Annotated in this window: 23 protein-coding genes; 11 read left to right on the top strand and 12 right to left on the bottom strand. The window is 61.4% G+C overall.

Going from position 1 to position 21,178, the window contains the following annotated elements; all coding sequences use genetic code 11:
- Genes BDE40_RS01605 through BDE40_RS01595 form a run of 3 tightly spaced genes read right to left on the bottom strand, consistent with a single transcriptional unit; the run spans position 1 to position 2,613 of the window.
- Positions 1-795, bottom strand: coding sequence for a CbbQ/NirQ/NorQ/GpvN family protein (locus tag BDE40_RS01605; protein ID WP_134012210.1), 795 nt, complete (start codon positions 793-795; stop codon positions 1-3).
- Positions 796-798: 3 nt separating this feature from the next.
- A complete protein-coding gene (locus BDE40_RS01600) occupies positions 799-2,148 on the bottom strand; it encodes a cbb3-type cytochrome c oxidase subunit I (RefSeq protein WP_134012208.1) in 1,350 nt (449 codons plus the stop codon).
- Between the two features lie 12 nt (positions 2,149-2,160).
- Positions 2,161-2,613, bottom strand: coding sequence for a c-type cytochrome (locus BDE40_RS01595; RefSeq protein WP_134012206.1), 453 nt, complete (start codon positions 2,611-2,613; stop codon positions 2,161-2,163).
- A 120-nt stretch (positions 2,614-2,733) separates the two neighbouring features.
- Here BDE40_RS01595 and BDE40_RS01590 point away from each other — a divergent pair, with 120 nt between their 5' ends.
- Positions 2,734-2,949 (top strand): DUF1858 domain-containing protein, encoded by a 216-nt coding sequence (locus BDE40_RS01590; protein ID WP_134012204.1) that lies wholly within the window; start codon positions 2,734-2,736, stop codon positions 2,947-2,949.
- A gap of 15 nt (positions 2,950-2,964) precedes the next feature.
- Here BDE40_RS01590 and BDE40_RS01585 read toward each other — a convergent pair whose 3' ends face one another.
- The 3 genes from BDE40_RS01585 to lysM form a co-directional block, all read right to left on the bottom strand.
- Positions 2,965-3,681 (bottom strand): Crp/Fnr family transcriptional regulator, encoded by a 717-nt coding sequence (locus BDE40_RS01585; RefSeq protein WP_134012201.1) that lies wholly within the window; start codon positions 3,679-3,681, stop codon positions 2,965-2,967.
- Positions 3,682-3,815: 134 nt separating this feature from the next.
- Positions 3,816-5,696 (bottom strand): acyl-CoA synthetase, encoded by a 1,881-nt coding sequence (locus BDE40_RS01580; RefSeq protein WP_134012199.1) that lies wholly within the window; start codon positions 5,694-5,696, stop codon positions 3,816-3,818.
- Between the two features lie 146 nt (positions 5,697-5,842).
- Complete coding sequence (gene lysM / locus BDE40_RS01575; protein WP_134012197.1) at positions 5,843-6,268, bottom strand: peptidoglycan-binding protein LysM; 426 nt, start codon at positions 6,266-6,268, stop codon at positions 5,843-5,845.
- 223 nt (positions 6,269-6,491) lie between these two features.
- On the opposite strand from lysM, the gene BDE40_RS01570 reads away from it, so the two are divergent.
- Entirely contained in the window at positions 6,492-6,686 is a 195-nt protein-coding gene (locus BDE40_RS01570) for a hypothetical protein (RefSeq protein ID WP_134012195.1), read from the top strand.
- Between the two features lie 25 nt (positions 6,687-6,711).
- On the opposite strand, the gene BDE40_RS01565 is transcribed toward BDE40_RS01570, so the two are convergent.
- Positions 6,712-8,499 carry an ABC transporter transmembrane domain-containing protein gene (locus BDE40_RS01565; protein WP_134012193.1) on the bottom strand — a complete coding sequence of 596 codons (1,788 nt, stop codon included), beginning with the start codon at positions 8,497-8,499 and terminating at the stop codon, positions 6,712-6,714.
- A 172-nt stretch (positions 8,500-8,671) separates the two neighbouring features.
- Between BDE40_RS01565 and BDE40_RS01560 the strand changes: the two genes are divergently transcribed.
- Positions 8,672-9,064 carry an EamA family transporter gene (locus tag BDE40_RS01560; protein ID WP_134012191.1) on the top strand — a complete coding sequence of 131 codons (393 nt, stop codon included), beginning with the start codon at positions 8,672-8,674 and terminating at the stop codon, positions 9,062-9,064.
- On the opposite strand, the gene BDE40_RS01555 is transcribed toward BDE40_RS01560, so the two are convergent.
- The gene (locus BDE40_RS01555) at positions 9,049-10,074 is read right to left on the bottom strand and encodes a GlxA family transcriptional regulator (RefSeq protein ID WP_134012189.1); all 1,026 of its coding nucleotides are present in this window, start codon (positions 10,072-10,074) and stop codon (positions 9,049-9,051) included. The two genes, BDE40_RS01560 and BDE40_RS01555, sit on opposite strands and share 16 nt — an antisense overlap.
- A 135-nt stretch (positions 10,075-10,209) precedes the next feature.
- Here BDE40_RS01555 and BDE40_RS01550 point away from each other — a divergent pair, with 135 nt between their 5' ends.
- Positions 10,210-11,811 carry a thiamine pyrophosphate-binding protein gene (locus tag BDE40_RS01550; RefSeq protein ID WP_134012187.1) on the top strand — a complete coding sequence of 534 codons (1,602 nt, stop codon included), beginning with the start codon at positions 10,210-10,212 and terminating at the stop codon, positions 11,809-11,811.
- Here BDE40_RS01550 and BDE40_RS01545 read toward each other — a convergent pair.
- The gene (locus tag BDE40_RS01545) at positions 11,808-12,635 is read right to left on the bottom strand and encodes a nitroreductase family protein (RefSeq protein ID WP_134012185.1); all 828 of its coding nucleotides are present in this window, start codon (positions 12,633-12,635) and stop codon (positions 11,808-11,810) included. The genes BDE40_RS01550 and BDE40_RS01545 overlap by 4 nt on opposite strands.
- Positions 12,628-13,242, bottom strand: coding sequence for a glutathione S-transferase family protein (locus BDE40_RS01540; RefSeq protein WP_134012183.1), 615 nt, complete (start codon positions 13,240-13,242; stop codon positions 12,628-12,630). The genes BDE40_RS01545 and BDE40_RS01540 overlap by 8 nt, the downstream gene beginning before the upstream one ends.
- A 189-nt stretch (positions 13,243-13,431) precedes the next feature.
- Here BDE40_RS01540 and BDE40_RS01535 point away from each other — a divergent pair, with 189 nt between their 5' ends.
- The 7 genes from BDE40_RS01535 to BDE40_RS01505 are packed head-to-tail and all read left to right on the top strand — an operon-like array spanning position 13,432 to position 19,302.
- Entirely contained in the window at positions 13,432-14,136 is a 705-nt protein-coding gene (locus BDE40_RS01535) for a succinate dehydrogenase/fumarate reductase iron-sulfur subunit (protein WP_134012181.1), read from the top strand.
- Positions 14,133-14,462: a succinate dehydrogenase gene (locus BDE40_RS01530; protein WP_134012179.1), complete on the top strand. Its 330-nt coding sequence runs from the start codon at positions 14,133-14,135 to the stop codon at positions 14,460-14,462. The genes BDE40_RS01535 and BDE40_RS01530 overlap by 4 nt, the downstream gene beginning before the upstream one ends.
- The gene (sdhC, locus tag BDE40_RS01525; protein WP_134012177.1) at positions 14,459-14,800 is read left to right on the top strand and encodes a succinate dehydrogenase, cytochrome b556 subunit; all 342 of its coding nucleotides are present in this window, start codon (positions 14,459-14,461) and stop codon (positions 14,798-14,800) included. The genes BDE40_RS01530 and sdhC overlap by 4 nt, the downstream gene beginning before the upstream one ends.
- The gene (locus tag BDE40_RS01520; RefSeq protein ID WP_134012175.1) at positions 14,800-16,557 is read left to right on the top strand and encodes an L-aspartate oxidase; all 1,758 of its coding nucleotides are present in this window, start codon (positions 14,800-14,802) and stop codon (positions 16,555-16,557) included. Before sdhC ends, BDE40_RS01520 begins: the two co-directional genes overlap by 1 nt.
- Positions 16,554-17,513, top strand: coding sequence for a fumarate hydratase (locus BDE40_RS01515; protein WP_134012173.1), 960 nt, complete (start codon positions 16,554-16,556; stop codon positions 17,511-17,513). The genes BDE40_RS01520 and BDE40_RS01515 overlap by 4 nt, the downstream gene beginning before the upstream one ends.
- Complete coding sequence (locus tag BDE40_RS01510; RefSeq protein WP_162848008.1) at positions 17,510-18,640, top strand: CaiB/BaiF CoA transferase family protein; 1,131 nt, start codon at positions 17,510-17,512, stop codon at positions 18,638-18,640. Before BDE40_RS01515 ends, BDE40_RS01510 begins: the two co-directional genes overlap by 4 nt.
- Entirely contained in the window at positions 18,637-19,302 is a 666-nt protein-coding gene (locus BDE40_RS01505; protein ID WP_134012169.1) for a fumarate hydratase C-terminal domain-containing protein, read from the top strand. The genes BDE40_RS01510 and BDE40_RS01505 overlap by 4 nt, the downstream gene beginning before the upstream one ends.
- On the opposite strand, the gene BDE40_RS01500 is transcribed toward BDE40_RS01505, so the two are convergent.
- Positions 19,299-20,432 (bottom strand): mandelate racemase/muconate lactonizing enzyme family protein, encoded by a 1,134-nt coding sequence (locus tag BDE40_RS01500; protein WP_134012167.1) that lies wholly within the window; start codon positions 20,430-20,432, stop codon positions 19,299-19,301. The genes BDE40_RS01505 and BDE40_RS01500 overlap by 4 nt on opposite strands.
- Positions 20,433-21,176: a sulfite exporter TauE/SafE family protein gene (locus BDE40_RS01495; RefSeq protein WP_134012165.1), complete on the bottom strand. Its 744-nt coding sequence runs from the start codon at positions 21,174-21,176 to the stop codon at positions 20,433-20,435.
- Between the last annotated feature and the right edge of the window lie 2 nt (positions 21,177-21,178).

Here is a 21,178-nt window from a genome sequence, read left to right as displayed (position 1 = left end):
TTATCCGTAGATCGTGGAGATCAGATCACGCAAAGCCAGACCCACATCCGGCTCGTCGCTCAGAGGCTCGATAATCGCCGCCTCAAGGGCTTGGTCCACCCCCATGCCGCTGGCCATCAAGGTGGCTGCGTAGATCAACAGGCGGGTGGAAACCCCCTCCTCCAAATCCATGCCGGACAACGCGCGGATATGGCCGGCAAGCCGTACCAACGGGGCCACGCGCCCGGCATCCAGCCCGCTTTCCTGCGCGACAACAGCAATCTCGATCTCAGGGGTCGGGAAGTCGAACGACGCTGACAAGAACCGCTGGCGCGTCGACGGCTTCAGCCGCTTCAGCACGTTCTGGTAGCCGGGGTTATAGGACGCCACCAACATGAAGCCCTTGGGCGCCACCAGTTCCTCGCCCGTCCGGTCGATCATCAGCGTGCGCCGCGTATCGGTCAACGGGTGCAAGACCACGGTGACGTCCTTGCGGGCCTCCACCACCTCATCGAGGTAGCAGATGCCGCCTTCACGCACCGCGCGGGTCAGCGGGCCGTCGACCCAGACCGTCTCCCCGCCTTTCAACAGGTAGCGCCCGATCAGGTCGGCTGCCGACAGGTCGTCATGGCAGGCCACCGTGTAAAGCGGCTTGCCCAACTTGGCGGCCATATGCTCGACAAAGCGGGTTTTGCCGCAGCCGGTCGGCCCCTTCAAAAGAAGGGGCAAACCATTTTCATACGCCGTTTCGAACAGCTCACATTCGCGCGCCGTCGCGTGATAGAACGGCAGGTGTGGTGTTGTCTGCATGTTCATCATCTACTCCCCCGCAACAGGGTTGGCCGAGCCGGGCGTGATAACTTCACGCTTACGGACAACCAGCATGGCGTAGATGAACAGAATGGCACCAGCGACGACCGCCACCCCTGCGCCAAAGCGCATCAGGTAGAAGATCGACAGCGCGTCCTGCACGTCCATGTAATAGTCGCCCACCACACGCTGCATATGCGTCTGGATGGTGCCGGCAAAGGTCAGCACGAAGGTCATGAACGCCATGCCACCCGTCATCAACCAGAACGACGCCATGTTGAGCACTTGGTTATAAGGCTCACGGTTGCGCAGCATCGGCATTGCATAGGTGAACATCGCCAGGTTCAGCGCCACATACGCCCCGTAGAAGGACAAGTGACCATGCGCGGCGGTGATCTGCGTGCCATGAGAGTAGAAGTTTACCCCGTGCAGCGTGTGCAGAAAGCCCCAGACACCGGCGCCGAAGAAGGCAACCGTGCTGGACCCCAGCGACCACAAAAGTGCCGCCTTGTTGGGGTGGTTCTTGCGGCCCTTCCAGACCATGACGAAGGCAAAGCTCATCATCAGGAAGAACGGGATCACCTCGAAGGTCGAGAAGATGGACCCGATCCACTGCCAGTAGCCCGGCAAGCCGATCCAATAGAAGTGGTGCCCGGTGCCAAGGATGCCCGAGAACAGTGCCGTGGCGACGATGACATAGAGCCATTTTTCCACGACCTCCCGGTCCACGCCGGTCAGCTTCAACAGCAAGAAGGCGAGGATTGCGGCCATGACCAGCTCCCACGTGGCTTCCACCCACAGGTGAACCACGAACCACCAGTACATCTTGTCGAGCGACAGGTTGTCGGGGTTGATGAAGGCGAAAATCCATAGCAATGACAGCAGCCACAGGCCCATCAGCAGTACGTTGGTGATCGCGGTTTTCTTACCCGCCAGCACCGTCATGGAAATGTTGAACAGGAAGATCAGCGCCGCGACGAGGATGCCGAACTTGACCCAGAGCGGTTGCTCAAGAAATTCGCGCCCGCCGTGGATGCCCACAAGGTAGGAGCCGACCGCGCCCAGCGTGCCGACCATCAGGATGATCAGTTGCAGGTAAGCCAACTTGACCGAGTAGATTTCCCGCTCTGATTCCTCTGGCACAAGGAAATAGGCCGCACCAAAGAAGCCCAGCAGCAGCCAGACGATAAGCGCGTTGGTGTGGATCATGCGGATGATGTTGAAGGGCAACAGCTCCGACAGGAAGTTGGGCGAGACGTAGATCCAGCCGGCGAGCAGCCCACCGATCACCTGAATTCCGAACAGCGCCATGGCGCAGACGAAATAGGCCATCGCGACTTTTTGAGATTGATATTTCATGATGTTGTCTCCTTAACCCGCGTCATTGGGCGGCCAGCCCTGCGTGTCGGTCTGATCGGCCCAGCGAAGGAATTCGGACAAGCCGCGCATCTCTTCTTCGGTGATCTCGAAAAGCGGCATCTGGCGACGCCCCTCGATGCCCGATGGTTGGGAACTCATCCAGCCGTCCAATGTCTCGTAGGCAGCTTCTGGGTCTTCTTGCACGTCCCAGCGGGTCATGACGTTGCCAAGCTCGGGCGCGAAGTATGCACCCTCGCCATGTAGTGAGTGGCAGTTGATGCAGGAGTGGCGCTCCCACACATGTTTGCCAAGCGCCACCTCTTCGGTCAGCGGCATGCCGGCGGTCGATACTTCTACCACGTATTTGTGGCTTTGAACGGTCAACGCAATGAAGATAACCACGAAGAATAATGATCCCCCGTAGAAGATATTGCGCGCCCGCGATTTGGTAAGAAACTCAGCCATTCTCGGGCCTCCTCTTGCTTCGGGATGGCTCGGACTTAACCCGCACCGAAAACACAGAGTTTGCGCCAGAGCAAAGTTTCAAGCGGAAGGGATGGTATCAAAAGGGTGAAAGGACATGCGATGCCTCACAGGAAATTCGACGACCCTGACCTGCCCTTGCAGGACTTGATGAGTCGCTGGCCCCAAACTATCGAGGTCTTCCTGCGCCATAAAATGCTGTGCGTGGGGTGCATGATCGCCCCGTTTCACGCCGTTATGGATGCCTGCATCGAATACCATCTGGATTACGACACGTTCATCGACGAGCTGCGTGCGGTCATAGAAACCGGCGTCTAGATCAAGCGTGCCGCGTTAGGGCTGGCTCAGAACCACCAGCGCGTGGGCGTCGCAGACCATGATGCGTTTGCGCTGGCTTTTCACCAGCCCCTGCTTTTCCCAACCGCTTAGAAGACGGCTCACCGTATGCAATGTAGTGCCAGTCATCTCCGACAGGTCCTGACGGGTGATCGGAAAGTCGATCTCTATTCCGCCCGGAACCTTGCGGCCACTTTGGTTGATCAGCCGAACCAGCGCGTTGGCAACCCGTTGCTCAACATGCTGTGTCGCAAGCTCCATGATCCGCTCGCTCATCTCTTCAAGCCGCTTGCCGACAACTGCGTAAGTCTCGGTCGAAAAGCCTTCATACTCGGCGGCAAAGCTGTCCCATAACCGTGTCGGCCAACTCAGAACAATCGATTCCGCTGCCGCAACTGCCGTTGCGGGGTAGTCGGTTCGGCCAAGTGCGCGCGCGATGCCCAGCAGCTGCCCGGGCGGGATATGAAGCGCGGTGATGCGCTCTCCGGTCGGGGACAGGCGGACCACCCGAACATATCCGTCCAACAACAGATAGAACCGCTCCGCAGGCGCACCTTCGTCGAAAATGGCAGCTCCCTCCTCGACACGCCGTGTCGTGGCTTGATCCAGAATCGCCCTGATTTGCCGCGATTCCAGCTTGGAGAACGGTGGCAAAAACGTCAGCAGGCTTTCATCAAGCAGCGGTTGGGTTTTTCTGGCAAGAGAATCCGACATATCCTCTCATGACACAGCCGTCGCGCGGCTGCCACACATCTCGTCGATGTATCTTGGCCCCTCTCAAAGAAACACCCGCCCCGCATTCACTGCGAGACGGGTGCTTTTGGATCACTCATTTTGGGGAGGCAGCGCTAGTCCACCCATTCCCACGGACGGGTGAAGGAGCCGAGCACATGGCTCACAGCTTCGGTATTAACGTCGCCGCGCTTCGCAACTTTCGCCACCAAACCGCGCTTCTTGTCTTCAACGACCGACACGACCTCCGCCGCTACATCGGCTTTCTTCAACGCTTCGTTATAAATGCGCGTGATCGCCATCTTGCGCAGTTCCGGCTTGAAAATCTTGCCGACCGCTGTTTTCGGCAGCTCGTCCATTAGCTCGATGTATTTCGGATGGGCCGCGCGCTCGTGCACCTTCTCTTTGGCGAAGGTCATAAGATCGTCGACGGTCGCTTTGCCGCCATCAACAAGCTCCACATAGACGCAAGGAATTTCACCAGCATGGGCATCGGGCTGCCCGATTGCCCCGGCAAAGCCGACATCCGGATGTCCGGCCAAGGCTTCCTCGATTTCGGCAGGGTCAATGTTGTGACCGCCGCGAATGATCAAATCCTTGGCGCGGCCTGTGATCCACAAATAGCCATCCGCATCCAAACGCCCCAGATCACCGGTGCGCAGATATTTGTCGTCATAATACAGATCCACGTTCTTATCGGCTTCGGTATAGGTGTGGCCTACGTAAACGCCGGGGTTATTTAGGCAAATCTCGCCGATCTCGTCCACGTCGCAGACTGATCCGTCGGTAACACGGCGGATGGTGATATCTGTGTATGGGAACGGAATACCGATGGAGCCGACTTTCTTCTCGCCCGAGGGCGGGTTGATCGACACAAGGCAGGTCGCCTCGGTCAGACCATAACCTTCAACGATGGTCACCCCGCAGGCTTTCTCGAAGCGGTTGTACAGTTCCACTGGCAACGGGGACGAACCGGAGAACGCGATATTCAGGCTGGAGATATCCGCATCAACAGGCCGCTGCATTAACGCGGAAATCGCCGTCGGCACCGTGATCATGAAGGTCACTTTGTACCGCTCGATCAGCTTCCAGAAGTTGTCGAAAACACCCTCCCCACGGTAGCCCTGCGGGGTCGGAAAGATCACATGCGCACCGGAGGCAATTACAGCCATTAGCACCACATGGGATGCAAACACGTGGAACAAAGGTAGCGGACACATAAGTACGTCTTTTTCGGTGAACAGAAGCTTGCGCCCCAGCCAGCCGTTATAAACCACGCCCGAATATTTATGCTGCGCCACTTTCGGCATGCCTGTCGTACCGCCGGTGTGGAAGTAGAAGGCCACGCGGTCGCCGGCGCTATCCTCAAACGCAAGCGACGTGGGCTGCTTGCTCAGCTCGGTGCAAAAGTCGAGCACCTTGGCATGGTGCACCGCATGAACCTTGGGCCGGATAAACGGCACAATGAATTTCTTCAGACCCGTCAGGTAGCGCAGCAGGTCGATTTCCAGCACATGCTTTACATTCGGCGCATGACCAACCGCTTCCGCGACTTTCTGGGCCAGGTCCGTTTTAGGGAAAGCCTTCAGCGTCACCACGACCTTGGCGTTTGTCTCGCGCAGGATGGCGCTGATCTGCTCGGGTTCCAGCAGCGGGTTGATCGGGTTCACGATCCCCGCGATGGAGCCGCCCAGCAACGTATATGCAGTCTCCGACGCGTTGGGCAGCACATAGGCAACCACATCGTTCTCGCCCACGCCCAAGGAGCGGAACAGGTTGGCCGCCTGACAACATTTGCCGTGCAACTCGTCCCAAGTAAGCGTTTCGTTCTTGTCCGTAGGTCCCGAGGTCAGTTGATACGAGAACGCATTGCGCGACCCGAATTTGTCCTTCGTTGCAGTCAGGAACTGATACATCGTGCGTGGCAGGTCACGATCTTCCCAAGCGCTTTCAGCTTGAATCGCGTCCCGATCCGCCTTTGTGGCGAAGTTTCCCATATTTTCCTCCCTTGGCGGTCCGTTATCGAACCATTCTTTTGTTGGGATTAAACGTAAAGGGAATGCGGCGGCGCGCAAGTCTGACGCTACGCTAAAATGCGAAAAGGGGCCAAATCGGCCCCCAATCTATACATATTTCGAGTGGCTTAGCCTTGCGGGATGCGCAGAACCTGACCCGGATAGATTTTGTCGGGATGGGTCAGCATCGGTTTGTTGGCTTCGAAGATCTCTTCGTAGCGTGCGCCGTTGCCCAAAGTCTTGGCGGAGATACCCCAAAGGGTGTCGCCTTTCTTGACCGTGTGGAACACAGGATCGCCACCGGCCACCTCGTCCTCAACTTCGGCCACGCCTTCTACGTTGCCCACGGCCAGAATGATCTTTTCCTTGATCTCCTGACTTACGGCGTCACCGGTCACTTTGACCTTGTCGCCCTCCACCGAGATGTCCAGACCAGAGGCATCCAGCCCCAGATCAGCGATTTCCTTTTGCAAGGTAGCCGCATCCGGCTCAGCCGCTTCAGCGGCCCCGAACAGCGATTTACCAGCGTCTTTTACAAAGCTCCAAAGCCCCATGTCGTATCTCCCTTTGATGACATATTAGGTTGCCAAAGACGATGATCGCCCCGGCGCCATTTGGCAAGCGGCGAGTTGCGGGGAATTATTCCGACTTGTGCCCGCCTAGTGTTTTTGGAGCTTTGCCCGTGAGTAATGCGTGAAACGCTAATTTGCCGCAAGACAGCCACAATTTTTTGGATAACCTTAGTTAACGAACTGTTAACAAGACGAGGATCTTACTATGAAATTTATGATTTGTGTCGCCACATTCGCGCTGTCCATTTCGTCTGTTCAGGCTGGGCTGTTCTCCGCCCCCGAGACCAGCCCCGAGGCCAGCATAGGCTCCTCCACAGTGAGCCACGGCGGTGGGTGCCGCAAAGACTCGCCACAAGGTCAATGCTGCCACGCAGGCTCGAAACCCTACCACTGCCATTAGCCGGCTGACGTCATATCGCGGGGAACTATTCTGCCGCAATACCAGCGGTAAATTGCAGCTTCGCCAAACGCGCATATAGCCCGTCTTGGGCGACCAGCGCGTCATGTGTACCCGTGGCCACAATGCGGCCCTCGTCGAACACCACGATCCGGTCTGCCTTCTTCACGGTGGCCAGACGGTGCGCCACAACAAGGGTGGTGCGGTCACGGCTCAGGCGGTCGACGGCCTTTTGCACCAAGGCCTCGCTTTCCGCGTCCAACGCCGAGGTCGCCTCATCCAGCAACAGGATTGGCGCGTCACGCAGGATGGCGCGCGCGATGGCAATCCGTTGCTTTTGTCCGCCCGACAGCATCACGCCACGCTCGCCCACATAGGTGTTATACCCGTCGGGTAGCTTGCTCAGGAACTCATGCGCTGCGGCGGCTTTCGCGGCCTCTTGCACTTCGGCATCCGTCGCATCGGGGCGGCCAAATCGGATATTCTCAAGGGCGGAGGCCGCAAAAATCACCGGATCTTGAGGCACCAAAGCTATGAAGCGGCGGAAGTCCTCGCGCGTCATGTCACGCAGGTCGCGGCCATCCAAGCGGATCGCGCCGGTGGTCGGGTCATAAAAGCGCAGCAGCAGTTGAATGATCGTGGTTTTGCCAGCGCCCGATGGCCCGACAAGGGCAATCGTCTCGCCCGCAGCCACGTCCAAGGACACGCCGTCAAGCGCCGCAATATCGGGTCGCGCAGGGTAGCGGAAGGTCACGTTGTCGAACTGGACCGCACCACTGAGCCGCTCGACGGCGGCTGGGTTCTCGGGGTCTTTCACCGTGTCTTCGGCGGATAGCAATTCAATCAGCCGTTCCGTCGCCCCGGCAGCGCGTTGCAGCTCGCTCCAAATTTCGGACAGCGCAGCCACGCCCCCCGCCACCATGATCGCATAGATCAGGAATTGAACCAGTTCACCGGCAGTCATGATGTCCGCGCGCACGTCCCGCGCGCCGATCCAAAGCACGCCGACAACACCCGTGAACACGAGGAAGATCACAATCACCGTCATCACCGCGCGGGTGCCGATGCGTTTGCGCGCGGCCTCGAACGCGGCTTCCGTGAAGCCTGCAAATTTCACCCGCGACGGGGCTTCGTTGGTAAACGCTTGCACCGTTTGCACCGACAAAAGCGCCTCGGACGCGTTGCCGGAGGATGCCGCGATCTGGTCCTGGTTTTCGCGCGACAAGACCCGCAAACGGCGGCCCAAAACGATGATCGGCACAATCACGGCAGGGACAATCAGCAAAACCAGCGACGTCAGCTTGGCCGATGTCAGCAGCATTAAGATCAAACCACCGATTAAAATCAACACGTTACGCAACGCGATGGACACGGACGAGCCGATCACCGACAAGATCAACGTGGTGTCGGTGGTAATCCGCGATAAAACCTCACCGGTCATGACGCGTTCGAAAAACTCCGGCCCCATGCCGATGGTTTTGTCGAACACGGCACGACGGATGTCGGCCACCACGCGCTCGCCCAATCGGGTCACAAGGTAGTAACGGAACCCTGTCCCGACGGCGAGCAATGCGGCCACGGCCAAGGCCGCGCCAAAATACTGGTCCAGCAAGGCGGCCTCGTCGGTGCCGAACCCGTCGACCACGCGGCGCACCGCAAGTGGCAGAACCAGCGACACACAGGCCGTGAGCGTCAACGCCATGAGCGCTGCAATCATCAAAGACAGGTATGGCTTCATGAACGGCCATAGGGCCCCCAGCGCGCCAATCCGCTTGGATTTTTCGCGCTCTGCTTCGCTGCCTAGTGCCTTTGCCATGGTGCCTCCGGTTATCGTCGGCATGGCTTACCGGAGGGGGGGAACAGCCGCAAGCGCCCAGAGGCCGCATGCAACGTGGCGTTTGGGCGCGCTGGAAGGTATGACGCGAGCGATACCGGACATAGGGGGTCCCGACATCTCTCTGGACAATTCAAGATGAGCGTCTTGGGCCTTGGCCTTGATCGCAAGCGTGGGCTTCGCGGTCACTTTCACAAATGGTCAGGCCGCCACTGAAATGGCCTCCGACCTCCCCGTCATCCTGATCACCCGCCTTGTGTCCATCGCCCGGCTGGCGGCCCTGATGATCCTGCGCCACCTGCCGTTCAACCCCGGCCGCAGCGCCATGCCTGTGCTGATCGCGATGGGGTGCCTCGATGGTGTCGCGTTGATGGCGGTGTTGTCGGCGGACGGGTTGCCCAACGCGCAATATGCAGCCGTCGCGGCAGCGGTCTTCGGCTTGCTAACTATCGTCATGGCATGGGCTTTCCTGCGCGAACGGATGGGGCCTACCCAGTGGGCCGGATGCCTCGTGGCCTTCACAGGGATTGGCTATCTGGCGCTCTGATCCTCGTCGAAGGCCAGCAATGATATCTTGCGCCGCGCCCGCATTTTCGAGGGCGTCATGCCGTATTCATCCTTCACCGCCTTGGACAGCGTATTGACCGAGCCGAACCCCGTCGCCACGGCAATATCTACCATAGGCATCAGGGTTTCCTCGATCATCGTCCGCGCCCGTTTGGCCCGCAGTTTTTTGTAGAACCGCGCGGGGCTGTCATTGAACACCTTGCGAAACACCCGTTCCAGATGGCGGGTCGACAAGCCGACCTGCGCGGTCAGCTCCGCCATTGGCATGGGCTCGGCAATGGTATCCTCCATCAGCCGGATCGCTTGCGTCACATGGATGTCGAACAGACCCTCGTTGTCGGCGATGTCCTTGGGTTGCTCCGCGTCGCTCTTGCGGATCGTGTGCAGCAGCAACCGGTTGCCAAGCTCGGCCACATGCGGGGCTTGAAGCTCTGACGCGATCAGGCCGATGACCAGTTCCGCCGTTGCCCCGACGCCCGCAGCGGTGACGATACCGTCGCTATTCTCCGAAAACCGCGTGGTTAGATTTGGGTGGTAGCCGCTTTCTTCCAATGCGGCGATGTCGCGCCAATGGGTCGTCACACCGCCCGCAGGCTGCGTCGTGGATATGATATAGACCGTGGCCGCATCCGATAAAAGCACCACCAGCCGCGCCTGACGCTGCATGGCCCGCGCCCGCGCCAGCCATGCGGGCTTGTCGTCCTGACGCCCGCCTACGACGATCATCACGTCGGAAAAGCCGTAGTTCATAATCGCAGGTTCTGCACGGACCATCATGCCAGACATCCCCTTTACCAGACCTGCCGCGTCCGACACATACCGCCACGAGAACCATTGATCCGCCAACGTCTCGTTGGCCTGCGACAGGGTGTGAGTGACTGCCGCCAACTCCAACTCGGAAAAGCCACCCGTAACGAACAGCTCGAACGAACGACGTCGGGATGCTCCCGCGCCGCTGGACGCTGAAAGAACGGGCGGTTGTGCTGCCATGAGCCGTCAAGTCCTTCACGGATAAGGTAGCATGTATCTAAGACGTTTCGCGTACCCGCATCAACCATGGTGCTGGACGACAGCGCCCGGATAAGTTCAATTGGCGCAAGATAACTCCACCAAAGGACATACATCATGAGAGGCGCAGACCTTCTGGTAAAAACGCTGGCCGCCGCAGGCGTCACGCGCATCTTTTCGCTGTCGGGCAATCAGATCATGCCGGTCTATGACGCCTGCTTTGATGCAGGGATCGAGATCATCCACACCCGTCACGAGGCCGCCGCCGTGTTCATGGCCGAAGCCTATGCGCAACTCACTGGCACCGTCGGCGTCGCCATGGTCACCGCAGGCGCGGGCGCTGCGAACGCTCTGGGTCCGCTGTTCACGGCGTCCGAGTCGGAAACCCCCGTTCTGCTGCTCACCGGCGACTCGCCCCTTGGCCAGGACGGCAGGGGCGCATTTCAGGAGCTTGATCAGGTGCCGATGACCACCCCCGTCACCAAGCTGTCCTTCCGACCCACCCGCGCGGCGGATTTCGGCACCGACACCGCCCGCGCGTTGCGCGCAGCGCTTTCCGGCAGGTCCGGCCCGGTACATATGGCTCTGCCATTCGATCTGGTCGACGCCGATGCTACGGGCGGTGAGATCCCTTCGGCGCTCGGCAAAGAACCGATGCCTCTGTCCGACGCCGACGTCCAGACCATCACGCAGGCCATCGCCAAGACGAAACGCCCGCTGGTCTTATGCGGCCCCGCCATGAATGACACCCGCAACCCCGGCAAGCTCGCCGCGTTGCAGGATGCGTTGGGCGCGCCCGTGATCGCGATGGAAAGCCCGCGCGGGCTGAAAGACCCAGCCTTGGGTGACGTCGGCAAAGCCTTGGCGCAGGCCGACCTGATCGTGACCTTGGGCAAGCGCATCGACTTCACGCTGGGGTTCGGCGGCACAAACGTGGTCGACGCGGCTTGCGACTGGATCACCGTCCAGCCCTGCCCCAACGAGCGCGACCGCGCCCACCGCAACCTCGGCACACGCCTCCAAGCCTGTTTCCCCGCCGATCCGCGCGACAGTATCGAGGCGCTCACAGCAGCAGGCCAGGGTGGCCATGACACATGGCGCGAACAGGTCGCAATCAACCTCACCGCCCGCAGCTTCAAAGAGGGCGACACCGTGCCGTCCGGCAAGATCACCCCCGCCCAGCTTTGCGCCGCCGTGCAACGGCAACTCGACAAGGCCGAGCGCTCGGTGATGATCTGCGATGGCGGTGAGTTCGGCCAATGGGCGCAAGCCGCCACGAAGGCCGACCTCCGCGTCACCAACGGCATCTCCGGCGCTATCGGCGGCGGGCTGTGCTACGGGATCGGTGCCAAAGCCGCCCACCCTGACGCCACTGTTTTCGCCCTGATGGGCGACGGCACTGTGGGCTTCCACTTCGCCGAATTCGAGACAGCCGCCCGTGCGGGCCTGCCCTATATCGTGGTCATCGGCAACGACGAGCGCTGGAACGCCGAGCACCAAATCCAGCTGCGCGACTACGGCCCCGACCGCCTGATCGGCTGCGAACTCAGCGGTGCCCGCTACGACGCGGCGGCGAAAGGCTTGGGCGCGCATGGTGAATACGTCACGGATCTGGCCGAGCTAGACGCAGCCCTCGACCGCGCGGTGCAAAGCGGCAAACCCGCCTGCGTCAACGTCCAGATCGAGGGCCTGCCCGCCCCCAGCGGGACGGCGCACTAGTCCAGCTTGAAGCCCTTGGCCCTGATGAAAGCGCCGAAATCTGCCCGCTCCTGCAGGCTGTATTGGCGGGCCTTATCCATCGACCACGTGTAACCGTCACTGGTGCCGTAAAGCTCCGCACTGCGCTGCGTGCGGTACGGTTGCACTTGCGCGCGGTGGGCATCGTACGCTGCCAAATCCCGCGCGGGGTCTTCGCTGAACCGGTCCACATGCACCGTCGCCCGCAAGGGCAATCGCGGGCTGATCTGCCCCTCTCGCGCAGGATACCCCAGCGCCAAGGCCGCCACCGGAAACACATGGTCCGGCAGGCCCAGCAAATCGCTCGCCTCCTGCGCGTGGTTGCGGATGGTGCTGATCGGGCAGCAGCCCAAGCCAGCCGCCTCCGCCGCGATCACGAGGCTCCCCAAAGCGATCCCCGCATCCACGCTGGCGTTGAAAAACGCGTCCAGATGGTCGTTGGCGAAGTCCAGCCCGTGCATCGCATGCAGCTGCCGTTGGCGGCGGTTGTTGGCGCAGATCACCACCAAGCTCGGCACATCCGCTATCCAAGCTTGCGCCGAGACCAGCTCCACCAGCCGCGCCTTCACCTCCGCATCCTCGACAATCACGATGTCGCGCTGTTGCAGGTCGCTTTTCGACGGGGACGTTAGCGCCACAGCACTCAGCGCTTTCAGTACCTCCAACGGAACCGGCTCGGGCAGGAACGCGCGACATGACGCCCGCCCCGCGATCCCTCGCAACACAGGGTTGTCCTGCAATTCCTCTGGCACGTCAGGGGCATCGATGAACCGAGCGGCCAGAACGTCGGACAGCCTGTTAGTCATGGTGCTTCAAAACCGCCTGCACCGCCGGACGCGCCTCCATTCTTGCGCGATGCGCCAAAATCTTCGGAAACGCGCTGTCATCCACGCCGTCCCCCTTTAGCCACCGCGCCACCAAGAACAGATACGGATCGCAAACCGTATACTGCTCGCCCATCACCCACGGTCCTTGCAGGTAGTGCGTCTCGATCAGAGCCGCACATTCCGTCATGTTTGACGCCACCTTCGCACGCATCGCCTCATGCGAGGCCGCATCATCCGACCACCGCGCCCCGCGGTGTTTATGCGCATGCGCGACATGCACAGTCGCCGCCAGATACAGGTTGAACTCTTGCGCCTTTGCGAAGCCGAACGGCGTTTCGGGGATCAACTTAGCCGCCCCGAACACCTGTCCGATATAGGCCAGCAGCGCCGGCGTTTCGGTCAGCACGCCCTCCGGCGTGACCAGAGCCGGCACGCGGCCCTTGGGGTTAATAGCCAGATAGTCCGAGTGAAGCTGGTCCTTGTTGCCAAAGTCCAGCAGGCGCAGATCATACTCCGCCCCTGCCTCCTCCAATGCGATATGAACCGGCAAGGCGGCGGTCCCCTTGGCATAGTAGAGCGTCAACATCCCCGTTCCTCCCCTGACATTGCCATCCGACAATAGCGGCGACGCGCGGTTTGGAAAGGTGCAACCGATGTAATTATAACTTACAGAATGGGTAAGTCATTATTCCTTTATGTTAGCAAAACCTGCATCTATATTTGCGATGCGTCGGTAAATCCAAGGGGGAGCAACGCTTTGCCAAAAGAGCAGCAGATGTCCGTATCCGTCTGGCGTGGCGGGGCTGCAGGGGCTTATCAGTCCTTCGATGTGAAGATGGAGGACAACCAGACCGTCCTCGACGTCGTCGCGTGGATCCAGCAATACGCCGACCCCACGCTCAGCTACCGTTACGCCTGCCGCGTCGGCATGTGCGGCTCTTGCGCGATGATGGTGAACGGCGTGCCGCGCTGGACCTGCCGCACTCACGTTAAAAAGGTGCTGAAAGACGGCCATATGGAAATTGGCCCCCTTCGTAACCTGCCCGTTATCAAGGACTTGGCCACCGACATGGACTCGTTCTTCAACAAATGGGTCGCCGCCGAAGGCCTGCACCACCCGACCCAGACCCGCCACGACCCGATCGAGGCCATCGACCCCGCCAGCGCCGCGCGCGTCGAAGCCAATGCAGGGATCGAGTGCATCAACTGCTCCGTCTGCTACGCCGCTTGCGACACGGTCGCGGGCAACCCCGACTACCTTGGCCCCGCCGCCCTACAACGGGCGTGGAGCGTCTACAATGACAGCAAGGACTCCGACAAGCAGGCGATCCTTGACGCGGTCTCCGGCGTCGGTGGCTGCCACAACTGCCACAGTCAGGGCAGTTGCGCGGTGCATTGCCCCAATGAGCTGAACCCGATGAACGCCATCGCGGGCCTGAAACGCGAAACCGCCCGCAACTTCTTCAAGAGGCGCACATGACGCTGAAGCTCTACATGGCGCAGCGCATCTCGGCGCTGATCATGGCGCCGCTGGTGCTGATGCATATCGCGGTGATGATCTACGCCATCCAAGGCGGGCTATCAGCAGCGGAAATCCTTGGCCGCACCCAAGGCAGCATCCTGTGGTTCGCGTTCTACGGCACTTTCGTCGTCGCCGTGTCCATCCACGCGGCCTTAGGCCTGCGCACGGTGCTGTCGGAATGGGCAGGCTTGCGCGGCACCGCTTTGAACGCGGTCGCATGGGCCGTCCTCGCCCTGCTCCTGATCCTCGGGATGCAGGCCGTCTATGGGGTGACGGCAACATGATACACGGATACCGCACCCACACGCTCTGGATCGCGTTCCTGCTGCACCGCATCTCCGGTGTGGCTTTGGCGCTGTTTCTACCCGCGCATTTCTGGGTGCTGTCCTACGCGCTCAACGCGCCGCAAAAACTGGACGGGTTCCTGCACTGGGCGGAAACCCCCATCGTCAAGTTCGCAGAATTCGGCCTCGTGTTCCTGCTCTCTGTCCACATGCTCGGCGGGCTCCGCCTGATGGCGCTGGAGTTCCTGCCATGGACGTCGGGCCAGAAAACCGCCGCCGCCAGCGCCGTCGCCGCGTCGACATTCCTTGCGGGCATTTTCCTTCTGAGGGCCATCTGATGCAGATCGAGAGACACGACACCGACATCCTGATCCTCGGCACCGGCGGCGCGGGTATGTTCGCCGCGCTGCACGCCCAGCAAAGCGCACCGGCAGGCACCAAAATCACCATCGCCGTCAAAGGCCTGATCGGCAAATGCGGCTGCACCCGCATGGTGCAAGGCGGCTACAACGTCGCCCTTGGCGGCGGCGACACGGTCGAGCGGCATTTCATGGACACCATCCAAGGCGGCAAATGGCTGCCCAATCAGGACATGGCGTGGAAGCTGTGCGAGCAGGCCGTGGTGCGCATCCGCGAGCTGGAAAACGAAATCGGCTGCTTCTTCGACCGCAACCCCGACGGCTCTCTGCACCAGAAGGCGTTTGCGGGCCAGACTGCCGACCGCACGGTGCATAAGGGCGACCTGACGGGCATTGAGATCATCAATCGGTTGATGGAACAAGTCCTGTCCCGCCCCGTCGAGAAACTGCAAGAGCACCGCGCCATCGGGTTGATCCCGACCAAGGACGGCTCCGCGCTTGCGGGCGTTTTGATGATCGACATGCGCAGCGGCAAGTTCCGCTTCGTGCGCGCCAAGACCGTGCTGATGGGCACCGGCGGCGGCCCGACCATGTACAAGTATCACACACCCTCGGGCGACAAAACGATGGACGGGCTAGCAATGGCCCTGCGCGTCGGCCTGCCGCTCCGCGACATGGAAATGGTGCAGTTTCACCCCACGGGACTTCTGGCGGGCGATCACACCAAGATGACCGGCACAGTGCTGGAGGAAGGCCTGCGCGGCGCGGGCGGGCAATTGCTCAATGGCGCGGAAAACCGCTTCATGTTCGACTATGACGCCAAGGGCGAACGCGCCACCCGCGACGTGGTCAGCCGTGGCATCTTCGCCGAAATGCGCAAGTCGAACACGACAACGCCCAATGGCGGCGTATACATCTCCATGTCCCATCTTGGCCCTGAAAACGTACGCGCCAAATTCCCCGGCATGGTCAAGCGCTGCGCCGATTCAGGCTTCGATCTGGCCGCCGGGCTGGTCGAGGTCGTGCCCACAGCGCATTACTTCATGGGCGGCGTCGTGGTCGACCCCGACACCCGCACCGCGTTGGAAGGTCTCTATGTGGCGGGCGAAGACGCGGGCGGCGCCCACGGCTCCAACCGTTTGGGCGGCAACGGGGTGGCGAACTCCACCGTCTATGGCGGCGTCGCGGGCGACGTGATGGGCATGGATATTCGTAACATGGGCGCGTTGCGCGATCCTGACGAGGCTGTATTGGACGCTGAAATCGCCCGCGCGCTGCGCCCGCTGCAAAACAAGATCGCCCCGATCCAGCCACTGCGCGACAAGCTGCAAGAAGCCATGTGGGAAGACGTCGGCGTCATGCGCACCGAAACGGGGATGGAGCGCGGTCTGACCCGCATCGCCGACATTCAGGCCGAATTGCTAGAAGCAGGCGTCGCAGGCGACAACCTCGCCTTCAACCTGACATGGCACGACTGGCTGAACCTCGCGTCGCTGTGCGAAATTTCCGAGGTCATCACCAAAGCAGGCCTCGCCCGCGAAAACTCCCGAGGCGCACATTACCGCGAGGACTTCCCCGAGAGCGGCGCGATGGAAAGCAGCTATTTCACCGTCGCCCGCCAAACAGGCGACACCCTCGACGTCACCCGCGAGGACGTCCAGTTCACCATCGTCAAGCCGGGCCAGACCATCCTGCCCGAAGGCGAACCCGTCTCATTAGTGGAGGCCGCAGAATGATCCCCATCGACATCATCCAGAAAACCGCCGAGACCCTGATGGACAAGGCGGCAATCGAAATCCCGCAAGACTATTTGGACGGCCTCAAAGCCAGCGCCGCAGTCGAGGACGGCGACCTTTCCTCCTTCGTGTTGCAGGCCATGCTGGAAAATTACGAGGCCGCCAAGGAAGACCGCCGCGCCATGTGTGGCGACACCGGCACCCCGCGCTGGTATGTCAAAATGGGCAACGAGACGCAGATCGAAGGCGGGCCGATTGCCCTTGAACAAGCCCTCCGCCGCGCCACGGCGAATGCCACCAACGGCGTGCCTTTGCGCCCCAACCGCGTGCATCCGCTTTGGCGGACGGATCACAACAACAACGTCGGCATCGGCGCGCCGGAGATCGAGTATGGCTACGAGCCGGGCGGCGAATGGATCGACCTGATCACCGTCCATAAAGGCGGGCTGTTCGGCACCGATTACCGGATGCTGTTCCCCTCCGACGGGATCGAGGGGATCAAGCGGTTCTACCTCGACAGCCTCGTGGCCTTCGGCAAACGCGGCCTTGCCTGCCAGCCTGCCATCATCGGCATCGGTCTTGGCGGCTGCAAGGACACCTGCATGGTCTTGGGCAAACGCGCCGCCTGCCTGCGCACAGTGGGCAGCGAGAATTCCGACCCGAAAATCGCGGAGCTGGAGCGGGAATTCAAGGAACTGGGCAACTCCATCGGCATGGGCGCCATGGGCTTCGTCGGCAAATCCATGGTCGTCGATTGCAACATCGAGGTGGGTTATTGCCATACCGGCGGCATGCAAATGTCCGTCCACGCCTTCTGCCTGTCATCGCGCCGCGCCGTGGCGCGGGTGTTCGCGGACGGGCGGGTGGAATACCGCACCGACCCCGACTGGTTCACCGACTATCAACGCCGTGAAACCGTCGAATGGGACGCCCCCGCGATGGAGGCGGCGGAATGACCCAGCCCCTGTCGGGCATAAGAATTGTCGACCTCACCCATGTGCTGGCGGGGCCTTATGCGACGGGCCAACTGGCGCTGATGGGCGCTGAGGTCATCCGCATAGAGCGTCCCGGCGGCGACGACTTCGTGCGCACACACGGCGGCACGCAGGCGATGCGCGACGCAGGGTTGGGCGCGTCGTTCCTAAGCCAGAACTCCGGTAAGAAATCCGTGGTGCTGGACCTCAAAGACAAGGCCGGACTGGACGCCGCTTTGTCGCTGGTGGCCGAGGCAGACGTCTTGGTGCAAAACTTCCGCCCCGGCGTCGCCGACCGCCTTGGCCTTGGCTTTGACGCCACCACGCGGCGCAAGCCAGACCTGATCCATGCCAGCCTGTCGGGCTACGGCCCCGACGGCCCCCTCGCCTCCCGTCCTGCCTATGACCATATCCTGCAAGGCGTTAGTGGCTTGATGGCGATGACAGGAAGCCCTGAAAGTGGCCCCCTGCGCGTCGGCATTCCCATTGTGGACTATGTCGCGGGGCAATCGCTGGTTGCAGCCATTCTGGCGGCGCTCCTGCAACGCGCCAAACAGCCGCTGAAGCCGCAGGAGCTGCATGTCTCCATGCTCGACGCGATGACCAATCTCATGGGCGCCTATGCGATCAACCACCAGACCACCGGCGCTTTGCGGGGGCTCGACGGTAACCGCGCATTCTCGGATTCGCCGTTTTCCGGCAGGTTCGACTGTGCCGAAGGCCAGCTTGTCATCACCGCCAACACGCCCGCGCAAACGCGCCGCTTGTGCCTCGCGCTCGGTCGCCCCGAACTAGCGCAGTCAGACCCCGAAACCGTCACGAAAACGCTCACACAAATCTTCGCCACGCAGCCCGCCAGCCACTGGGACACCGTGCTGGCGGAGGCCGATGTCCCCGCTGGTCCGGTCCTCAGCTTGGGCGAAACACTGGCGCATCCGCAGATGCAAAACTCCCCCTGTTGGCATGAGCTCCCCGTGCCGGAACTGGACCAGACCGTCCGCGCCCCCGGCCTCAGTTTCCGCGCCCCTTGGGCGCCCACACAGCTTCACCCCGCGCCCACCTTCGGGCGCGACACGGACGAAATTACATCACCGGAGGCCGCCCAATGAGCCCGCGTAAAACCCGCCTGAGCACCACGCCCACGCAAGAGGCGCTTGACGATCTGCAACTTGGCGACATCGTCTATCTGGACGGGCTGATGTATACCGGACGCGAAGGCGTCTACAAACGCGCACTGGAGGAAAAAGCCAACATCCCCATGGAGTTGCCCCGCGACTCGGCGGCTAATTTCCACTGCTCCCCCGCTGCGCGGATCAACCCTGATGGCAGCTTCGAGATGGGGGCCGTCACCGCCACCGCGTCCTTCCGCTTCGCCAAATGGTTGCCGGAATGGATGGAGAAGACCGGCGCGAAGCTGATCATCGGCAAGGGCGGCATGACGTCCAAGGACTACAAGTCCTATTTCGTCCCCAACGGCGCGATCTACCTGTCCACCGTCGGCTACGGCACCGGCGCATTGCTGGGGCGCGGGGTCGAGAAGGTGGAGGCCGTGCATTGGAACGAGGAACTAGGCCTCGCCCAAGCCATGTGGGTCATCAAGTGCAACAATATGGGGCCGTTCATCGTGGCCTCTGACAAAAACGGCGACTGCCTGTTCGAGCGCGAAAACGCCAAAATCGCCGAGAACCTGCACCGCGTCTACGAAGGCACCCGTCCCGCAACGCTCAAGCGCTATGGCGAGACGGACGACCGCAGCGACGAAGTTATCTAGGCGTGCGCTTCCAGCGCCAACGTCTGGAATTGCGCCAATTCTTCGGGCAGGTTTTCAACGCCCAAACCCGGCGCGTGTGCAATGTCGAACATGCCACCCTCCACCAATGCGCCACCAAACGCGTCGCGCAGCGGGTTGGGGTTCACGTCGACCTCCAAAAGCCCGTCGCCGCCAACCGCCGCCAGCAAATGCCCGGACGCAATCAGCCCGATGCCGCCGCCCAGAAAATGCGGGCAGTAGCGCAGGCCCGCGTCACGAACCTTGCGAGCGACGGCGGCACAGCCGCCGAGCCCGCCCCATTTGACGATGTCGGGCTGGATCACCGACAGATGCCGCGTGGCGATTGCGGCGTCGAAATCCGCATGGCCGGTGATGTTTTCGCCGCCTGCCAGCGGGGTGTTGAAAGTGTCCGCCAAAGCCGCCCAGCCCTCTGCGGGAAGGTCCGCACGGATAGGCTCTTCCAGCCAACCCAGCCCAACGGCGTCGATCCGGCCTGCAAGAGCCAACGCGTCCGCCACCGACCACGCCTGATTGACGTCGGCCATGAGCGCTTCGCCACCCTGCAAACTGCCAGACAGGTCGCGCAACTGGTCCATATCATCCGCGCCGAAACCGATCTTCACTTTGAACGCGTCATGCCCCGCCGCTCGGGCGCGGGCGATCAACTCGGGCGCCGCGCCTATGGCGATGCCGCTCGCATAGGTCGGCACGGTGCTTGCCGCATCCGCATTCAGAAACCGCGCCACCGAGACTCCCTCCCGCCGCGAGAACATATCGTGCAGCGCAATATCCAGCCCCGCAATCACCTGAGCGAACGGCCCCCATTCGCCCGATTGCAACGCGCGGATATGGGTCTGCGTAGTGAGGCGCTCGAACAAGTCGCCCGCCTGCGCCACTATCGCCCCAACCACCAAATCGCAAATATCGCGCACCAGAAGCTGCGCACGGTGTTCGGCGGCGGCAGCGGGCCAGTTGGCGAAGATCTCTCCCCAGCCGAAGCAGCCGTCCTGATCGGTCAGTTTCACAAACACCGCCGGACGGTCCCGCATCACGCCGAATGACGTCGCCACCGGCACCTTCACCGGCACGCGGTAGCAAAACACCTCGACCCGTTCGATCACATGCGCCATCTAAAGCACCTCCCGCACCATCAGGACCAACCCCGACACCAGCATCATCGCAATCAACAAGCGGCGGAACTGGTCGTCGGTCAGGCGTTTGAACACGGATATCCCGATCTGCGCGAAGATCATCGTCACCGGTAAGGCCATCGCGATATAGGTCAGCGTTTGGCCCGTGTAGGTGCCATTGATCGCAAAAACCAAAGCCGTGACGCCCAGCACGATCACGTTGAAGGGTTGCAGCACCGCACGCGTCTCGGATTTGGGCCACGGGCGCATCGCGCACCACATCGTAGGCAACGCACCCGACAGCGACGCCGCCCCGCCCAATACGCCCCCGGCAAACCCGACAAGCATGTCGATCGCGGGTGTCGGGCGCTCCAGCTTCGGCAAGGACGAACGCAGGGTGAAAAACCCGCCATAGAGGATCAGAAATCCCGCGATGATCAGTTTTAGTATTCCGGGTTCCAGCACCGACAAGGCCGCCACACCCAAAGGCACGCCGACCAGTGCGGGCAGCGCGAAGCGGGCCAACCTGCGCGGTTGGTCCATGATCGAGGCGCGCACCAGCCACACGCCCTGCAACCCTGCGATGACCGACATGATCACCACGACCGACACCGCCTGCGCGGGGGGCATGATCTGCAACCAGAAGCCCAAGGCGAACAGCGCGGTGCCGAAGCCCGCCAGCCCGTTGATAAAGCCGCCGGATGCCGCCCCAAGGGCGAGGATGACGAAGAAATCCAAAGTCATGA

The sequence above is a fragment of the Litoreibacter halocynthiae genome (assembly GCF_004365635.1).
Lineage (GTDB): Bacteria > Pseudomonadota > Alphaproteobacteria > Rhodobacterales > Rhodobacteraceae > Litoreibacter > Litoreibacter halocynthiae.
The sequence above is the reverse complement of the archived record's forward strand: the minus strand, read 5'-3'. Positions and strand labels throughout refer to the sequence as shown.